This is a genomic window from Citromicrobium bathyomarinum (assembly GCF_038594605.1).
Taxonomy (GTDB): domain Bacteria; phylum Pseudomonadota; class Alphaproteobacteria; order Sphingomonadales; family Sphingomonadaceae; genus Alteriqipengyuania; species Alteriqipengyuania bathyomarina_B.
In genome coordinates, this window is the sequence record NZ_JBCFZM010000001.1 from 391288 (window position 1) to 406362 (window position 15075).

Annotated in this window: 14 protein-coding genes; 10 read left to right on the forward strand and 4 right to left on the reverse strand. The window is 65.4% G+C overall.

All coding sequences use genetic code 11. From position 1 onward, the window contains the following. Window positions 1-3 precede the first annotated feature (3 nt). Genes AAG612_RS01895 through AAG612_RS01905 form a run of 3 tightly spaced genes read left to right on the forward strand, consistent with a single transcriptional unit; the run spans window position 4 to window position 2970 of the window. A complete protein-coding gene (locus tag AAG612_RS01895; protein WP_342506707.1) occupies window positions 4-393 on the forward strand; it encodes a hypothetical protein in 390 nt (129 codons plus the stop codon). After that, window positions 332-1780 (forward strand): NAD(P)H-hydrate dehydratase, encoded by a 1449-nt coding sequence (locus AAG612_RS01900; protein ID WP_342506709.1) that lies wholly within the window; start codon window positions 332-334, stop codon window positions 1778-1780. Before AAG612_RS01895 ends, AAG612_RS01900 begins: the two co-directional genes overlap by 62 nt. After that, on the forward strand, window positions 1777-2970 hold the full coding sequence (locus AAG612_RS01905; RefSeq protein WP_342506711.1) for a class I SAM-dependent RNA methyltransferase: 1194 nt from the start codon (window positions 1777-1779) through the stop codon (window positions 2968-2970). The genes AAG612_RS01900 and AAG612_RS01905 overlap by 4 nt, the downstream gene beginning before the upstream one ends. Here AAG612_RS01905 and AAG612_RS01910 read toward each other — a convergent pair. The 4 genes from AAG612_RS01910 to AAG612_RS01925 are packed head-to-tail and all read right to left on the reverse strand — an operon-like array spanning window position 2967 to window position 5808. Continuing rightward, window positions 2967-3746, reverse strand: coding sequence for a hydrolase 1, exosortase A system-associated (locus AAG612_RS01910; RefSeq protein WP_342506713.1), 780 nt, complete (start codon window positions 3744-3746; stop codon window positions 2967-2969). The two genes, AAG612_RS01905 and AAG612_RS01910, sit on opposite strands and share 4 nt — an antisense overlap. Next, window positions 3743-4444, reverse strand: coding sequence for an alpha/beta hydrolase family protein (locus AAG612_RS01915; RefSeq protein WP_342506715.1), 702 nt, complete (start codon window positions 4442-4444; stop codon window positions 3743-3745). Before AAG612_RS01915 ends, AAG612_RS01910 begins: the two co-directional genes overlap by 4 nt. A gap of 12 nt (window positions 4445-4456) precedes the next feature. Continuing rightward, window positions 4457-4762 carry an acyl carrier protein gene (locus AAG612_RS01920; RefSeq protein ID WP_342506717.1) on the reverse strand — a complete coding sequence of 102 codons (306 nt, stop codon included), beginning with the start codon at window positions 4760-4762 and terminating at the stop codon, window positions 4457-4459. A 35-nt stretch (window positions 4763-4797) separates the two neighbouring features. Continuing rightward, window positions 4798-5808 carry a GNAT family N-acetyltransferase gene (locus AAG612_RS01925; protein WP_342506719.1) on the reverse strand — a complete coding sequence of 337 codons (1011 nt, stop codon included), beginning with the start codon at window positions 5806-5808 and terminating at the stop codon, window positions 4798-4800. A gap of 22 nt (window positions 5809-5830) precedes the next feature. Here AAG612_RS01925 and AAG612_RS01930 point away from each other — a divergent pair, with 22 nt between their 5' ends. The 7 genes from AAG612_RS01930 to AAG612_RS01960 all read left to right on the forward strand — a co-directional run bounded on the left by AAG612_RS01930 (window position 5831) and on the right by AAG612_RS01960 (window position 15074). Further along, the gene (locus AAG612_RS01930; protein ID WP_342506720.1) at window positions 5831-7351 is read left to right on the forward strand and encodes an acyl-CoA ligase (AMP-forming), exosortase A system-associated; all 1521 of its coding nucleotides are present in this window, start codon (window positions 5831-5833) and stop codon (window positions 7349-7351) included. Further along, window positions 7348-8604 carry a pyridoxal-dependent decarboxylase, exosortase A system-associated gene (locus tag AAG612_RS01935; protein WP_342506721.1) on the forward strand — a complete coding sequence of 419 codons (1257 nt, stop codon included), beginning with the start codon at window positions 7348-7350 and terminating at the stop codon, window positions 8602-8604. Before AAG612_RS01930 ends, AAG612_RS01935 begins: the two co-directional genes overlap by 4 nt. Before the next feature lie 179 nt (window positions 8605-8783). Beyond that, on the forward strand, window positions 8784-9425 hold the full coding sequence (locus tag AAG612_RS01940) for an XrtA/PEP-CTERM system exopolysaccharide export protein (RefSeq protein WP_342506722.1): 642 nt from the start codon (window positions 8784-8786) through the stop codon (window positions 9423-9425). Window positions 9426-9440: 15 nt separating this feature from the next. After that, window positions 9441-10955 (forward strand): XrtA system polysaccharide chain length determinant, encoded by a 1515-nt coding sequence (locus AAG612_RS01945; RefSeq protein ID WP_342506724.1) that lies wholly within the window; start codon window positions 9441-9443, stop codon window positions 10953-10955. Window positions 10956-10965: 10 nt separating this feature from the next. Beyond that, entirely contained in the window at window positions 10966-12054 is a 1089-nt protein-coding gene (locus tag AAG612_RS01950; RefSeq protein WP_342506726.1) for a P-loop NTPase family protein, read from the forward strand. An 11-nt stretch (window positions 12055-12065) separates the two neighbouring features. Then, entirely contained in the window at window positions 12066-13862 is a 1797-nt protein-coding gene (locus AAG612_RS01955; RefSeq protein ID WP_342506728.1) for a preprotein translocase subunit YajC, read from the forward strand. Between the two features lie 24 nt (window positions 13863-13886). After that, window positions 13887-15074 carry an XrtA/PEP-CTERM system-associated ATPase gene (locus AAG612_RS01960; protein ID WP_342506730.1) on the forward strand — a complete coding sequence of 396 codons (1188 nt, stop codon included), beginning with the start codon at window positions 13887-13889 and terminating at the stop codon, window positions 15072-15074. The last annotated feature ends 1 nt before the right edge of the window (window position 15075 follow it).

The window sequence follows — 15075 nt, forward strand, 5'->3', positions numbered from 1 at the left end:
GACATGCCTATGCGAATTGCCTGTGTTTTTACCGTCGCGGGCCTCGCATTCGCGACGGCGGGCTGCGATGGCAATGTCGCGGCCAGCACAGGTGCCGATCAGGCGGCAAACTCCGCCTCATCGGGAGATGCCGCTTTCGCCATACCCTGCGCGCTGGGCGGAGCATCCGCCTTCGAGAGCACCTGCAATGTGGAGCGTCGCGAAGTCGATGACGCAATGCTGCTCACGGTGATCCATCCCGATGGCGGTTTCCGCCGTTTCGAGCAATTGCCGGACGGTGCCGGGCTCGCAGCGGTTGCAGGCGCGGACGAGGTGACGCAAAGCCTCAGCGGTGACACACTCGAAATCGCCCTCGTCGGAAACCGTTACCGCTTCCCCGCCACGCGCAAATAGCGCGCCCGGCCAGATTCTCACCACAGCGCAGATGCGCGATGCCGAAGCCGCGTTGTACGAAAGCGGGGTGGAGGAATGGACGCTGATGCAGCGTGCAGGCCACGGCGCGGCCGACTGGATCGCGCGGGCTTCGGCAGGCAATCTAGTGACCATTCTGTGCGGCCCCGGGAATAATGGCGGCGACGGCTATGTCGCTGCGGCTGCCCTCAAGGCCCGCGGCGTACCGGTGCGGGTAGTCGCGCCGATCGAGCCCAAGACCGAGCAGGCGAAGCGCGCTGCGGCCACCTTCGATGGCGAGGTACTCGATCATGCGGCGGGCTCGCACGGCGCAGTCTTCGTCGATGCACTGTTCGGGATCGGCCTGGCGCGGCCTGTGTCTGACGATCTGCGTAGGTTACTGACCGATTTGCGGGCCTCGCACAGCCTTGCGGTCGCGCTGGATGTGCCGAGCGGGGTCGATGCCGACACCGGAGCGTGCCCCGACGATCTGCCGTCCTACGACCTGACGCTATCCTTTGGCGCCTGGAAACCGGCGCATTTCACGGGTGACGCGCTCGCAAAGCTCGGTGTGGTGCGGCTGGTCGATATCGACGTGCCCGATTGCGGCGGGAACCTGCGCCTGAGCGAGCCTGCGCGGCTCGCCGCGCCGGATTTCGCCACGCACAAATACCGCCGCGGGCTCGTCGCGGTGGTCGGTGGCGCGATGCCGGGCGCGAGCCTGATGACGGCGCGCGCCTGCGCTCTGGCGGGGGCTGGCTACGTCAAATGGATGAGCGACCACGATCATCCCGGCCATCCGCCCGATCTGGTAAAGGACGACGCCCCTCTCGACGATGCGCTCGGCGACGATCGCATTTCGGCAATCGTGATCGGTCCGGGCCTCGGACGCGAGGATGACGCACAGGCCCGGCTGGAAGCCGTCCTCGCGGCAGGCAAGCCCGCCGTTCTCGATGCCGATGCGCTCAACCTGCTGACACCTGCCTTGCTGGAGAGCTGCGACGCCCCGATCCTGCTGACACCGCACGAGGGCGAGCTGGCGCGCCTGTGCGAGGCATTCGAGGTCGATGGCGAAACCAAGCGCGAGCGCGCTTCGGCGCTGGCCAAGGCTACGGGCTGCGCGGTGCTCGCCAAAGGGGCCGACACGCTGCTGGCGGTGGGCGAGGACCTGCGTTTCTTCACCCCCGCCACGCGCTGGCTATCGGTCGCCGGGAGCGGCGATGTGCTTGCCGGAATTGCCGCAGCACGGCTCGCAGTGACCGGCGATCTTGTGCAAGCCGCCTGCGAGGCGGTTCATCTGCACGGTCGTGCTGCTCGGATCGTCGGGGCGGGCTTTACCGCGACGATGCTGGCCGAGGCGGTTCATCCGGCGCTGGGGCAGATGCTATGAGCGAAGAGATTATCCGTATCGCGGCCAAGGGTGACGGGCTGACCGAAAGCGGCCGCCATGTCGCGGGCACGGTTCCGGGCGACCGGGTGGAGGCTGATGGCACGATCCTGCCGGGGCCTCATCACGTTGGTCCGCCGTGCCGCCACTTTCCGCAATGCGGTGGGTGTCAGCTGCAGATGGCGGACGATGCGGCGCTGACGCGATTTGTTGGTGAGCGGGTGGCATTCGCGGCGGATTCGCAAGGCCTCACGCCCGAAACGCTCGCGCCGCCGCATCTCTCGCCTTCACGCACCCGTCGCCGCGCAACGCTCCATGCGCAGCGGGCAGGGAAGAAAATCCTGATCGGGTTCCGCGAGGGCGGTTCGCACCGGCTTATCGACATGGCCGAGTGCCACATCCTTGCGCCCGAACTCTTAGCACTGGTGGCGCCCCTGCGCTCGCTCCTCGGCCAATGGCCCGGCACACTCGCCGCGGATATCCAGCTGACCCGCGTCGATCAGGGCGTTGCAATGGAGATCAAGGGGATCTCGGCGGAGAACCTCGCCCAGACCGAGGGGCTGCTCGATTTCGCGCGGGCGCAATCGCTCGCGCGGCTATCGATCGACGAAGGCTTCGGGCCCGAGCCTGTGTGGGAACCCGAGCCCGCGACCGTCACGCTTGGCGGTACACCGGTCGCTTTTCCGCATGGGGCCTTCCTCCAGCCGACCGAGGATGGCGAGGCGGCGCTGCTCGCCGCCGCGAAGGAATGGTGCGGCGATGCGCGCTTCATTGCGGACCTGTTCGCAGGGCTGGGCACCTTCGCCTTCGCGCTGGCGGGACCGGCCAAGGTGCTGGCGGCCGAGGCGGATCGCGCCGCCCATCTCGCCTGCCAGTCGGCGGCCCGGCAGGCTGGCAAGCCGGTCCACGCGCTCCATCGCGACCTGTTCCGCGACCCCCTCACCGCCGCCGAAATCTCGAAGTTCGATTGCGTGCTGCTCGATCCGCCCAGAGCAGGCGCGCGCAATCAGGTAGACGAAATCGCGCAGAGCACCGTCAGCCGCATCGTCTATATCAGCTGCAATCCGCAGAGTTGGGCGCGCGATGCGCGGCGGCTTGCCGAGGGCGGTTTCCGGCTGAAGGAGCTGCGCCCGGTGGGCCAGTTCCGCTGGTCCACCCATGTCGAGCTGGCGAGCCTGCTCGTGCGCGATTAGGCCCGCAGGGCCTCCAGAATGCGCTCTTCGAGCCACTCGCGTGAGGTCGTCTCTACGAAAGCATGGCTTGCGCCCGCGCAGCGCGAGATACGTTGATCGTCGGCGGGCCATGCCGCGTCGAAGACCTTCGCGGTACGGTCGGCCCCGGCCAGCAGGATATGCACCGGGCCATCGAACCTCTTGAGCCCCTTGTGCATTCGGGTCGCGAGATTGCTGGGGGGCGGCGCGGGGCGCATGGCCCGCATCATCCCTCCGCCCAGCTTACGCAGGTTCACGCCTCCCCGAAGCAACCGTGCGACCTCGCGCGGATTGCGAAGCTTTTCGGCATAGCGCGCGCGAATATCCTGCGGTGGCGGAGCGGAGTCCTTATCATCCTCGATCGTCCAGGGGTTCGACAGGATCAGCCCGTCGCATCCCGCGCCGCCCGCCAGCATCAAAGAGCTTGCCGCGTCGCAATTTCCCAGGCCGATCACCCGATTGACCTGCGGCGCAATGGCGCGAAACGCCTCCAGCGCGGCGCGGATATCGGGCTCGGAATCTTCGAAGCCGAGATTATCGCCCTCGCTGTCGCCAATTCCGCGCCGGTCGTAACGAAACACGGGAAAGCCACGCTTTGCGATCGAACGCGCCAGCTGGGTCTGTCCACGAAAAGCGCCGCTGCGGATTTCGTTGCCTCCGCTCACCAGCAGCAGTCCGGTGGTCAGCGGCGCGGTGTCGAGAGTCGCGGCGAGCGTGCTGCCCTCGCAATTGAAAGTGAGGTGAAGGCGGCTGCTCATGCGGCCTCTCTCATCGCGATGGCGATAATCGCGGCGAGCGCGTCGGCCTGCTTCGCGTCGTAATCGGGCTCCGCGCGCAGCCACAGCGGTCGACCGCCGACCGTTTCCTGATCGATCGCCGTCACGCCGTCCTCCCGGATGGAGACCTGCGCGGTTTCGAGTGCGGCGAACATTTGCGGGCCGAGGTGCCACCCGGCGAGGGTGACGCCATCGGTCCGCCCTTGCGCCTCGATCTGTTCACGGGTTTCCTCGGTGCCTGCCTCGCGGCTGGCGATGATCCGTGCGCGAATCATTGCGCGCAAAATCTTCACCCCGTCCTGCGGCGCATAGTCCCATCCCGGCAGGCCTGCAGGTCGCAGCATCGCGCCTCCGCGGATTGTAAGCACGCCGGTCGCGCGGAAATGCTCCGCCGCGGCTGCTGTGCCTTTGCGCCAGCCTTCAAGCGTCTGCTTGGCGAGCGGCGCGACGCTTTCGTTGCAGCCGGGCAGATCGGGCAGAATCGCGTCGATGCCCGCTCCATCGAGCCGCCGCATCACTTCGACGATCTGACGGCGCAGCTTGTTCGCTTCGTCGAACAAGGGCGGGATCACCAGCAGGCGGGCGGCGCGCCCGCGATCGAACACCAGCGCGGCCTCGTTGCGCACAGCGCCATCATGCGTCGGGCACGGCCATTCGACGAATTTCATCGGAGTGGTCACGACCCGCCCACGTTACCGGGCGGCGGCTTTCGCTTCCGCGAGGGCGAGGAGGCCGCCGTAGGTTTCGAGATGGTCGCCGTCGATCTCGTCATCCTCGATGATGATGTCGAAGCGGTCTTCCATCTCGGTCAGCAGGTCGGCGACCGCCTGGCTGTCGAGTTCCGGCAAATGGCCGAAAAGCCCGCTTGCGGGGCTGAGATCGGCGGTGCGTTCTTCGGACAGGCCCAGCACATCGCGCAGGATGGCGCGAAGCGTCTGGTCAATCTCGGTCCGGGAAGGGCCGGTCGGGTCCGTCGGCGCTGAGGTCTGAGCGGTCATTTTTACCGTAAAACTGTCGTGAAAGTGGCGGCTGCCTAGCGCTCGGGCCGCACGCTGGCAAGGATCGAGCGAATCCGGCGCTTGGCGAGCGGCATCCAGGCCGCCGTTTGCACGGGATCGAGCGCGTCGAGCCGGTAGCGTGGGCGCACCTCTTCCATCCAGTCGGCCTTGTAGGCATCGCTGCCGGTGCCGAAGTCGACGAGCGAGACCTGGTCGCTATCGATCACGTATCTGAACAACTCGGCGGTTAGCGTGGTGCCTGGCGAAATCGGTTTTGCGCTTTCGAGATGTGCGAGCTTGTGGATGTAAGCCACTGAATTCTCGACAGTCCAGAACTGCGCAGCGACCGGGACGCCATCCGCGCGCGCAATGCCCAGCCGGATACGACCCGCTGTGCCTTCGGCCTCGGCGAAGCGGCGCAGCAGATCGGCTTCGTCCTCGCTCGGCTTCCAGCTCTCGGCGTAGATGTTTTCGTATTCCTGCCACATAGATGCGTCGAAATGCTCGAGAATTTCGATGTCGACCTTCTTCGCCTTGCGCTTGTAGGTCGTGCGCATCTTGCCCGGCCGGGCGGCCCAGTATTCGGCAAAGCTTCGGCCATCGACGCGCAGAACATGATTCTCGTCGCATTGCTCCAGAGCGACCGCCCAGCCGGCAGCGCGAAAAGCGCGCGCGAGCCGTGAAGCAGAGCCATCCTCGTCAGGAAGGGGAGCCAGTGTCACACGCGGCGCCTCGCGTTTCAGATCGCGTGCGAGTTGGGTGAGCAGGGCATCGCTTTCGCTCCCTGCGCCGACGTCGGGCCGCCAGGTGAAGGCATACCAGTTGCGAAGCGCCTCGAACCCGCCCTTGGTGCGGTTGAGAGCCATTGATGCACGCTTGTTCCCCGCCTCTGCGCATTTGAACACCGCGCTGGGCCGTGTCTCCGCGAGCAGCGCAAACCATTCCGGCCGGTCGAAAGGAGATTGCGGCGCAGGCCCACAGGCTAGCGACTGTGCGGCTTGCACATTGGTAACCTCCTTGTGATAGCCACCCGTTTCTGCATTCACGAGGCCCGAAACTCCTTCTTCCATGACCCAGCCCGACCCGACCCCTTTTCCGATCGACCATGTGATCGAACGCGGCGCGGATGCGGACCCTGCGCTGGTCCTGCGCGACCGCACCCTTAGCTACGCGGCCTTAAGAACCCGTGTCGGCGAGTTGGCGGCATGGCTGCAGGCTCAGGTTCCGCAGCCCGGAGCACGGGTGGCGTCATGGGGCGCGAAAGGCGAATTGACGTGTCTGCTGCCCATCGCTGCCCCGCGCGCTGGACTGGTGCACGTGCCGATCAATCCCATGCTCAAGCGGGCACAGGTTGCACATATCCTGGCCGATAGCGGCGCTTCGCTGCTCGTGGGGACGCCCGCGCGATTGGCGACGCTGGAGCAGGCCGACGCGCCCGGCGGTTGCAAGATCGTGGAAGAGGCTCTCGCGCTCCAAGCGGCATCCGATTTCTACGCCATGCCGCCATCCGAGGCCGATCCGCAGAGCATCGCCGCGATCCTCTATACCAGCGGTTCGACCGGTAAGCCGAAAGGCGTCGTGCTGAGCCATGCGAATCTGTGGCTCGGCGCGGTCAGCGTGGCGCACTACCTCAAACTAGCGCGCAAAGACGTAGTGCTGGCGGTGCTGCCGCTCGCGTTCGATTACGGCCAGAACCAGCTGCTCTCGAGCTGGTATGCGGGTGGCAGCGTCGCTCCGCTCGATTACCTGATGCCGCGCGACGTCACCAAGGCGGTGGTAAAGCATGGCGTCACCACGCTCGCTGCGGTGCCGCCACTCTGGCGCCAATTGGTCGAGGCGAAGTGGGAGAATGGAGCGGGCGACAGCCTCAGGCGCTTGACCAATTCGGGTGGCGCGCTGACGCCGGACCTGATCGACGCGATGCAAAAGACCTGGCCGCGGGCGGATATTTTCCCGATGTACGGGCTGACCGAAGCTTTCCGGTCCACCTTCCTCGATCCCTCGCTGGTCGCGACGCATCCTAGCTCGATGGGCACTGCGGTGCCCTTCGCCGAGGTGCTGGTGGTCGACGAAACGGGCGGACCCGCCGAACCGGGCGAAGAGGGCGAACTGGTCCATTGCGGGCCATTGGTTGCACAAGGCTATTGGCAAGACGAGGTTCGCACGGCTGAGCGGTTCAAGCCAGCACCAGCGCACTCCGAATATGGCGGCACTGCGGTATGGTCGGGCGACTATGTCCGCCGCAGCGAGGAGGGGCTGCTGTTTTTCGTCGGACGGCGTGACGCCATGATCAAGAGCGCTGGCAACCGGATTAGTCCGCAGGAGATCGAGGATGCGGCACTGGCCACCGGCCTCGTCGCCGATGCGGTCGCGTTCGGCATCCCCGATGCCAAGCTCGGCCAGGCGGTCCATCTGGTGGTGCGCGGCGATGGCGAGGCTGACGCGCTTGCCGCTTCGCTCAAGCGCGATCTGCCCAGCTTCATGCAGCCCCACGCGATCGAATGGCGCGAAACCCTCCCGCTCAACCCCAACGGGAAGATCGACCGGACTGCGCTGTTTCGCGAAATTTCGGAAAGGACCGCCGCATGAGCAGGCGCGAAGCGAGAAACAGCGGCGCCAAGCCGCTCGGTCCGATCCCGGCCGGATTTGACGGTATCGATGGCGAACTGGCCATCGGAGGGCATAGGGCTAGCGATCTGGCCGAAGACGCAGGCGACACCCCGCTGTTCGTCTATTCGCGCGCGCTTCTCGACGCACGGATGGCGGCTCTGCGCGCCGCGATGCCCGACAAGCTCGCGCTTCACTATGCGGTGAAGGCCAATCCGCACCCCGACGTCATCCGCCACATGGCCCGGCTGGTCGACGGTTTCGACCTCGCCTCGGGCGGTGAGCTGGCCATCCTGCAGGATGTCGGGATCGACGGCGCGCACATCAGCTTCGCCGGGCCGGGCAAGCGCCCGCGCGAGATTCGCGCGGCAATCGAGGCTGGCGTCACACTCAATTGCGAAAGCGAAACCGAGGCGGCACGAGCGCTGGAAATCGGCGCGGAGCTGGGCATCCAGCCCAAGGTCGCAGTGCGGGTGAACCCCGATTTCGACATGCGCGGATCGGGCATGAAGATGGGCGGCGGCGCCAAGCAGTTCGGCTTGGATGCGGAGCGCGTGCCCGCATTGATCGCGAAGCTGATCGCAGGTGGTGCCGACTGGCGCGGGCTGCATATCTATACCGGCAGTCAGGCGCTCGAGGCCGAGGCGGTGATCGAGACGCAGGGCCATGTGCTCGATCTTGCAGCGCGGATCGCGTGCGAGGTGGGTCGGCCTTGTCCCGCGCTCAATCTGGGCGGCGGATTCGGCATTCCCTATTTTGCGGGCAACGAACCGCTCGACATTACCGCAATCGGTGCGGCGCTGGGTGAGCGTTTCGATAACTTGCCGGAAGAACTGGCAGAAACCGACATGGCGATTGAACTCGGCCGCTATCTCGTCGGCGAGGCGGGCGTGTATCTCGCCCGGATCGTCGATCGGAAGGAAAGCCACGGCGAGACATTCCTCATCACCGATGGCGGCTTGCATCATCAGCTTGCCGCATCGGGCAATTTCGGCGCGGTCGTCCGGCGTAATTATCCGGTTGCAATTGCTAGCAAGTTTACCGCCCAACCCGTTGAAATTGTAAATGTTGTTGGTTGCTTGTGCACCCCGCTCGACCGGTTGGCGGATAAGGCGGAACTGCCGCGCGCAGATGTCGGCGATCTGGTCGCGGTGTTTTGCGCAGGGGCCTATGGCGCCAGCGCATCGCCGATGCATTTCCTCGGCCAGGGGCCCGCGATCGAGCTGCTGGTCTGAGCGATGCATTTACCTATCGGTAAGCCCGCGTCCCACATCGGGACCCTCCCGAGACCCGTCCATTAGCTAACGGGATATTCACCCTTTTTCGCGAGGAACGATCCCAAATCGTAGGCCAATCGTGGTGGCGCGCTTCGCGGGTGCGCCATCCGGACGACACACACGGAAGGATCGACCCCATGCGCACCCGCGCTTTTGCCAAGTTCACCGGCCTTGTCCTCGGCTTGCTCGCCCTTGCTGGATGCATGGGCGGCGGCGGTCCGGAACTGCCTCCTGCGACCTTCGTCGCGACGCAGGAAGGGCCGAGCCAGGATTACGTGATCGGCCCGCTCGACGAGCTTTCGATCCACGTCTGGCGCAATCCGGAACTCAGCGCGAGCAACATTCAGGTGCGGCCCGATGGTCGGATTACCATTCCCCTGGTCACCGACATGCCCGCCGTGGGCAAGACCCCGGCAATGCTGCAGGAGGATATTCGCCTTCACCTGTCGCAATTCATCGACCAGCCGATCGTCTCGGTCACCATGAACCGATCGGTCGGCACGTTCAGCCAGCAGGTGCGGATCATCGGGGCGACCGCGAAGCCGGCCTCACTCCCTTATCGCGCCAACATGACAGTGCTCGATGCGATGATCGCGGTGGGCGGATTGTCCGAATTTGCGTCAGGCAACCGGGCGAAGCTGATCCGCTTCGATCCGCGGATCGGCCGCCAGCGCGAATATTCGCTCCGCCTCAACGATCTGCTGCGGCGTGGCGACAGCAAGGCGAACGTGATGCTGGCACCCGGCGACGTCATCATCATCCCCGAAAGCGTGTTCTGAGGGGCCCCGCCGCAAGTGAACGAACTTTTCGACGAAGTGCGCGCAGCGCTCTATTCCGCCTGGAGCCGCAAATGGCTGGCGCTGGGCATTGCCTGGGCCGTGTGCCTGGCGGGCTGGCTGTTTGTCGCCACGATTCCCAACACCTACGAGAGCCACGCGAAGATCTTCGTGCAGCTCGACGATCTGCTGTCCAAGCAGATCGGCATTGCGGGTAGCGACAAGACCGACATCGCGAAGGTTCGCCAACGTTTGACGAGCGCCTCGACGCTTGGCCGGGTGGTTGAATCGACCCGGCTTGGCGAGGGCATAACCACCCCGCGCGGCATGGAAAGCGCGATCGGCAGCCTGGCCCAGAACGTGAAGGTCAAGAGCGAGGAGGAAAGCCTCTTCGAGATCACCGCGCAGATGAGCCACGCCAACCTCAGCGACCGCGAGAATGCGGAGCTGGCGCAGGACGTGGTCAACAAGCTGTTGGAGACGTTTTACGACGAGAATGTCGCCGGTGCACGCGGCGAGGTCAACGAAGCGGTGGCGCTGCTCGACCAGCAACTGGACCAGCGCGCAGCGGAGCTGGAACAGGCCGAAGCGCGGCGTACCGCGTTCGAGGCCGAGCATCCCGAACTGATCGGCGGTTCGGCGGCAATCTCCTCACGCTTGCAGAACGCACGCGCCGAGATTCGCGGGGTCGAAGCGGACCTCGCGGCGGCGCAGAGCGCGCTTGCGCAGATCACCGGACAGTTGGCGGGGACCCCGAAGACGCTGCCGGGCGGCGCCGGGGGCGGCAGTAGCTCGCTCGAACAGGCGGAAACGCAAGTGGCGCAGCTGCGCGCGCGCGGTCTGAAGAACAATCATCCCGATATGCAGACCGCTTTGCGGCAGCTCCAGCTCATCCGTGAAATGGGCGGTTCCGGAGGTGATGCACGCGGTACGCCCAACCCGGCTTACAGCGCGCTGGTTTCGATCCGTGCGGACCGGCAGGCGAATGTGCAGGCGCTGCTTGCGCGCAAGGCTGCGTTGCAGGCCGACCTTTCCATGTCGATCGCCGATCAGGCGAGCGAACCTGCGCTGGCCGCCGAAGCGAAGCGGATCGGGCGCGATTACGAGGTGCTCAAGAACAAGTACGACGAACTGCTGCAGGACCGCGAAGAGCTGGAACTGCGCAGCCAGGTTGAGAGCGAGCGCAGCTCGTTCCGTTTCGATGTGATCGATGCACCTGGCGTATCGACCCGTCCCGCTGCGCCCAACCGCCCGCTGCTGCTGATCGCGGTCGCGATTCTGGGGATCGGAGCCGGGCTGGGCACGGTCATCGCGCTGACCATGCTGCAATCCACGTTCTCGACTGCCGCGGGACTAAAAAAGGCGCTGGGCCTGCAGGTGATCGGGACGATCACCCGGGTCGTTCCGCCGGCGCGCCAGGCTGCCGAAAACCGTCAGCTGCGTCTGTTTTATGCGAGCAGTGGCGCGCTTGCCGGGCTGCTCGTGGTCCTGCTCGGGATCGAATTCGTCCAGGTCGGCCAGATAGTGGCTTGAGGAGGCAGACATGACCGAACATCGCCCCATCAAGCCGCCCCACGGGGATGACGCCGACCGAAATGACGCGGATCGGGATCGCAGCTCGCTGCTGGAGCGCGCCAGCGGTGCCTTCGGCCTGAGCAATCTGGGCGCGGCGCCAATGCCGCGCAGCTTCGACGACGTACCGATGAAACGGGCACGGCCGTTGCGCCAATCGGCCGACGAAACGAAACCGTCGCCAGGTCCTGCGGAAAAGCCGGACCCCGCACCTTCGCCGGAACCCGCGCAGTTCGATGTGTCGGTGGAACAGCCGGTCGAAAAGGCGCAACTCCCGATCGCTGCGCCGCAGCGCCCCGCACCGCCTGCGGTGATCGAAGGAAACGCAAACGCGATTGCGCTCTCCGGTGAAGCGGTGGAGATCGACTTCAACCGGCTGCGCGAACGCGGCTTCATCGATCCGCATGGGCAATCATCCGCGCTGGCGGAGGAATTCCGCATTGTGAAGCGGCAGGTGCTCGAAACGATGCGAGGCGAGGCTTCGGGGCTGTCGCGCCGGATCCTCTTCACCTCACCCCATCAGAACGAGGGCAAGACCTTCTGCTCGGTCAATCTCGCATTGTCGCTGGCCGCCGAGCGCGATGTCGAGGTGGTGCTGATCGACGCCGATATCGCGAACCCATCGCTCAAAGAGCTGTTTGGCCTGCCCGAACGTCCGGGCTTGATGGATGTGCTCTCAGATGACGTACTGGCGGTGGAAGAGCTTGTTCTGAAGACCGATATCAAGGGCCTTTGGCTGCTGCCGCCCGGGCGGCAGGGTAATCATGCAAGCGAAGCGCTTGCCAGCCGCAGGACCGGCGAGACTTTCGAACGCCTGACAGCCCAGGCGCCCAACCGCATCGTGCTGATCGACAGTCCGCCCGCGCTTGCCGCGTCGCCGGCTGCCGAACTCGCCAAGCATGTCGGTCAGACGATCCTGGTCGCGCGCGCGGATCGCACCGGGAAGAGCGCGCTGGAAGATGCAGCCCAGCTGCTGGCAGCCTGCCCGGACATCAAGCTCGTACTCAACGGCGCAAATTTCAGCCCCAGCGGTCGCCGCTTCGGGAGCTATTACGGATGAGGATTTCCGCCATGACCCGCCCGTCTCGATTTGCCGTAACGTTGTCCGCGTTGCTTGCCACCTGCGCTTTTGGGCTCGCACCCGCGTTCGCCCAGTACGGCTGGAGCGATGACGAGGTCACGTCCAGCAGCGGGCGTAGTTCGCAAGGGCAGGGCGCACCCGCCCCGGCCTCCGGCAATGACGGGTATTCCGGCGGCTATGGCGACCCATATGGCGATGAGGCCAGCGATGGCGGCGATTCCGGTCCCAGCGGCGCGCCCACACGCCAGCGCCTGCGGGTAACCCCCTATATCGAGGCGAACCAGGTCGTCACGCAGGAGATTCGCCCGGGGAGCGACACCGACTTTTACGGGCAGGTTGCCGCCGGGGTCGACGCATCGGTTCAGGGGCATCGCGGCGGCGGCTCGGTTTCGTTACGCTACGACCGGGTGATCAGCTATGGCGACGAAGTGGCTGATAGCGACAGCGTCTCGGGCATCGCGCGCGGCTATGTCGCGCTCGCGCCGGGCCTCTCGGTTGAAGCCGGCGGCCTCGCTGCGCGCAGCCGCGCGAGCGGCGGTGGCGGAACGGTGCTCGCCAGTGGTCAGCCGATCGACGACGAAAACGAAGCGCGGACCTATGGCATCTATGCCGGGCCGACCTTCTCACGCCGCGTCGGAGCCGCCGATGTCTCGGCGAACTACCGCTTCGGATACAGCCGGGTGGAGGAGCCGGGTCTCGGCGTCATCGACGACACCGTCACTCCGATCGATGTTGCGGCGGAAAGTTATGTGCACTCCGCCAGTGCGCGCGTGGGTGTGGCTCCGGGAGCGGTCCTGCCGGTAGGGGTCGCCGTGGGCGGCGGAGCCTATCAGGAAGAGGTCTCGAACTCCGATCAGCGTGTGCGCGATTTCTATGCGCGCGGAGATGTGACCTTGCCGATCGGTCAGGGCTTCGCGGTGGTCGGCGGGGTCGGATACGAATATGTCGAGATTTCCAACCGCGACGTGCTTCGCGACGACGACGGCGATCCGATCATCGGCTCCGACGGACGGTTCCAGACCGACGAGAACAGCCCGCGCCGGATCGCCTTCGAAACCGAAGGCCTGATCTGGGACGTGGGCGTCGTGTGGAAGCCCTCGCGCCGCACGCAGCTCGAAGCGCATTACGGCCGTCGCTACGATAGCGATACCTATTACGGCAGCTTCGCATGGCAACCGTCCTCGCGCTCTTCGTTTAACGCCTCGGTCTATGACTCGGTTAGCGGCTTCGGCGGCACGATCACCAACGGGCTCGCCAATCTGCCGAGCGGTTTCGTTGCCTCGCGCAACGGGCTGACGGGCGACTTTACCGGCTGCGTCACCGGCACGGGGGAAGAGAGTTCCGCCAATTGCCTGGGTGGTGCGTTGTCTTCGGTGCGCGGCGCGGTGTTCCGCAATCGCGGTGCCCAGCTTGCCTATTCGACCAGCCGCGGTCGGCTCTCCACCGGCATGGCCATTGGCTACGACCGCCGCACCTTCTTCGGTGCGGAAGGAACTGCGCTTGCCGCAGGAAACGGCGCGGTGGACGAGAGCTATTACGCCAATCTCGGCATGGGGATCTCGCTCGATGCGCTCTCGTCGGTCAACCTGAACGGCTATGCCAGCTATCTCGACCAGGGCGGCAGCGATTTGAACGATGCCCTGCTGCTGGGCGCTTCGGCGGCCTACAGCCGGTCGCTGTTCCGCAACCTTTCCGCGCGCGCGGCGCTGTCGGTTGACCGCATCGACGCCGTGGACTTCGACGAAACCAACGCATCGGCCCTTGTGGGCGTGCGTTACGACTTCTGATTACCCAGGGAACCGCACAAGATCATGTTCGACCAATATTATGGGTTCTCGGGCCGTCCATTCCAGCTGACGCCGGACCCGACATTCTATTTCGAGAGCATTACGCATCGAAAGGCGCTGAGCTATCTCGGTTACGGGATGGCGCAGGGCGAGGGCTTCATCGTCATCACCGGGGAGATCGGGTCGGGCAAATCGACCATGGTCGCGCACCTGATGAAGAAGGTGGACCCGAACCAGATGACCGTGGGCCAGGTCGTCACCAGCAATCTCGACGGTTCGGAACTGGTGCATCTTGTGGCGCAAAGCTTTGGCCTTGATGTCGCAGGGCAGGACAAGGCGAGCGCGCTGGGCGCGATCGAAGCCTTTCTGCACGAGGAAGCACGCGATGGCCGCCGCTGCCTGCTGGTGGTGGACGAAGCGCAGAACCTCAGCTTCGAAGCGCTCGAAGAGCTTCGCATGATGAGCAATTTCCAGCTCGGTTCGCACCCGCTGCTCCAGCAGCTCTTGCTCGGCCAGCCCGAATTCAAGCAGACGCTTGCCCGGCACGATCGGCTGGAGCAGCTGCGCCAGCGTGTGATTGCCGCGTACCACCTCACCCCGATGGAGGTGCAGGAGGTTGCGCCCTATATCGAACACCGCCTCTCGCTGGTGAACTGGAAGGGTTATCCTTCGTTCGATCCAAAGATTTTCCCGGCAATCCACGAGGCGAGCGGCGGGATTCCGCGCCGCGTCAATCAGATCGCCACACGCCTGCTGCTGATGGGCGCGGTGGAACAGCGCAGCAAGATCGACTGCGCGATGCTGACCGACGTGATCGAGGAGATGGCGCGCGACAGCCGGGCCGAAAAGGCGGAGGAGAAGCGCCCATTGGCAAGCGCTTCTGCCAGTGCGCAATCGCCCGCTCCAGCGCCAACGCAGTCAACGTCGCCGTCACCAGAGCCTTCGTCAGCTCCTGCCCCCGCGCCGCGCGCATCGGAGCATCCTTCTCCGCAACCGCAATCGACGCTCGAGATGGATGAGTTGCGATCCGCGATCGCCACGCTCACGCGCGCTATCGAGGGCAGCCCGCGCACCGAAGGCGATCTGAAAGACCGCGTCGCTGCGCTTGAAAAGCGGCTCGAAGAGCAGGAGCAGAGCGTGCGTTACCTGCTTCAGCTGCTGATCGAATGGCTCGACAAGGAAGGGCGCGCCAACGAAAGCCGGGCCGCCTGAG

Bases quoted from the DNA above. Each gene is read 5' to 3' on its own strand.
- AAG612_RS01950 (WP_342506726.1), top strand. From the start codon at position 10,966: ATGACCGAACATCGCCCCATCAAGCCGCCCCACGGGGATGACGCCGAC.
- AAG612_RS01895 (WP_342506707.1), top strand. From the start codon at position 4: ATGCCTATGCGAATTGCCTGTGTTTTTACCGTCGCGGGCCTCGCATTC.
- AAG612_RS01910 (WP_342506713.1), bottom strand. From the start codon at position 3,746: ATGAGCAGCCGCCTTCACCTCACTTTCAATTGCGAGGGCAGCACGCTC.
- AAG612_RS01940 (WP_342506722.1), top strand. From the start codon at position 8,784: ATGCGCACCCGCGCTTTTGCCAAGTTCACCGGCCTTGTCCTCGGCTTG.
- AAG612_RS01935 (WP_342506721.1), top strand. From the start codon at position 7,348: ATGAGCAGGCGCGAAGCGAGAAACAGCGGCGCCAAGCCGCTCGGTCCG.
- AAG612_RS01930 (WP_342506720.1), top strand. From the start codon at position 5,831: ATGACCCAGCCCGACCCGACCCCTTTTCCGATCGACCATGTGATCGAA.
- AAG612_RS01955 (WP_342506728.1), top strand. From the start codon at position 12,066: ATGACCCGCCCGTCTCGATTTGCCGTAACGTTGTCCGCGTTGCTTGCC.
- AAG612_RS01905 (WP_342506711.1), top strand. From the start codon at position 1,777: ATGAGCGAAGAGATTATCCGTATCGCGGCCAAGGGTGACGGGCTGACC.
- AAG612_RS01920 (WP_342506717.1), bottom strand. From the start codon at position 4,762: ATGACCGCTCAGACCTCAGCGCCGACGGACCCGACCGGCCCTTCCCGG.
- AAG612_RS01960 (WP_342506730.1), top strand. From the start codon at position 13,887: ATGTTCGACCAATATTATGGGTTCTCGGGCCGTCCATTCCAGCTGACG.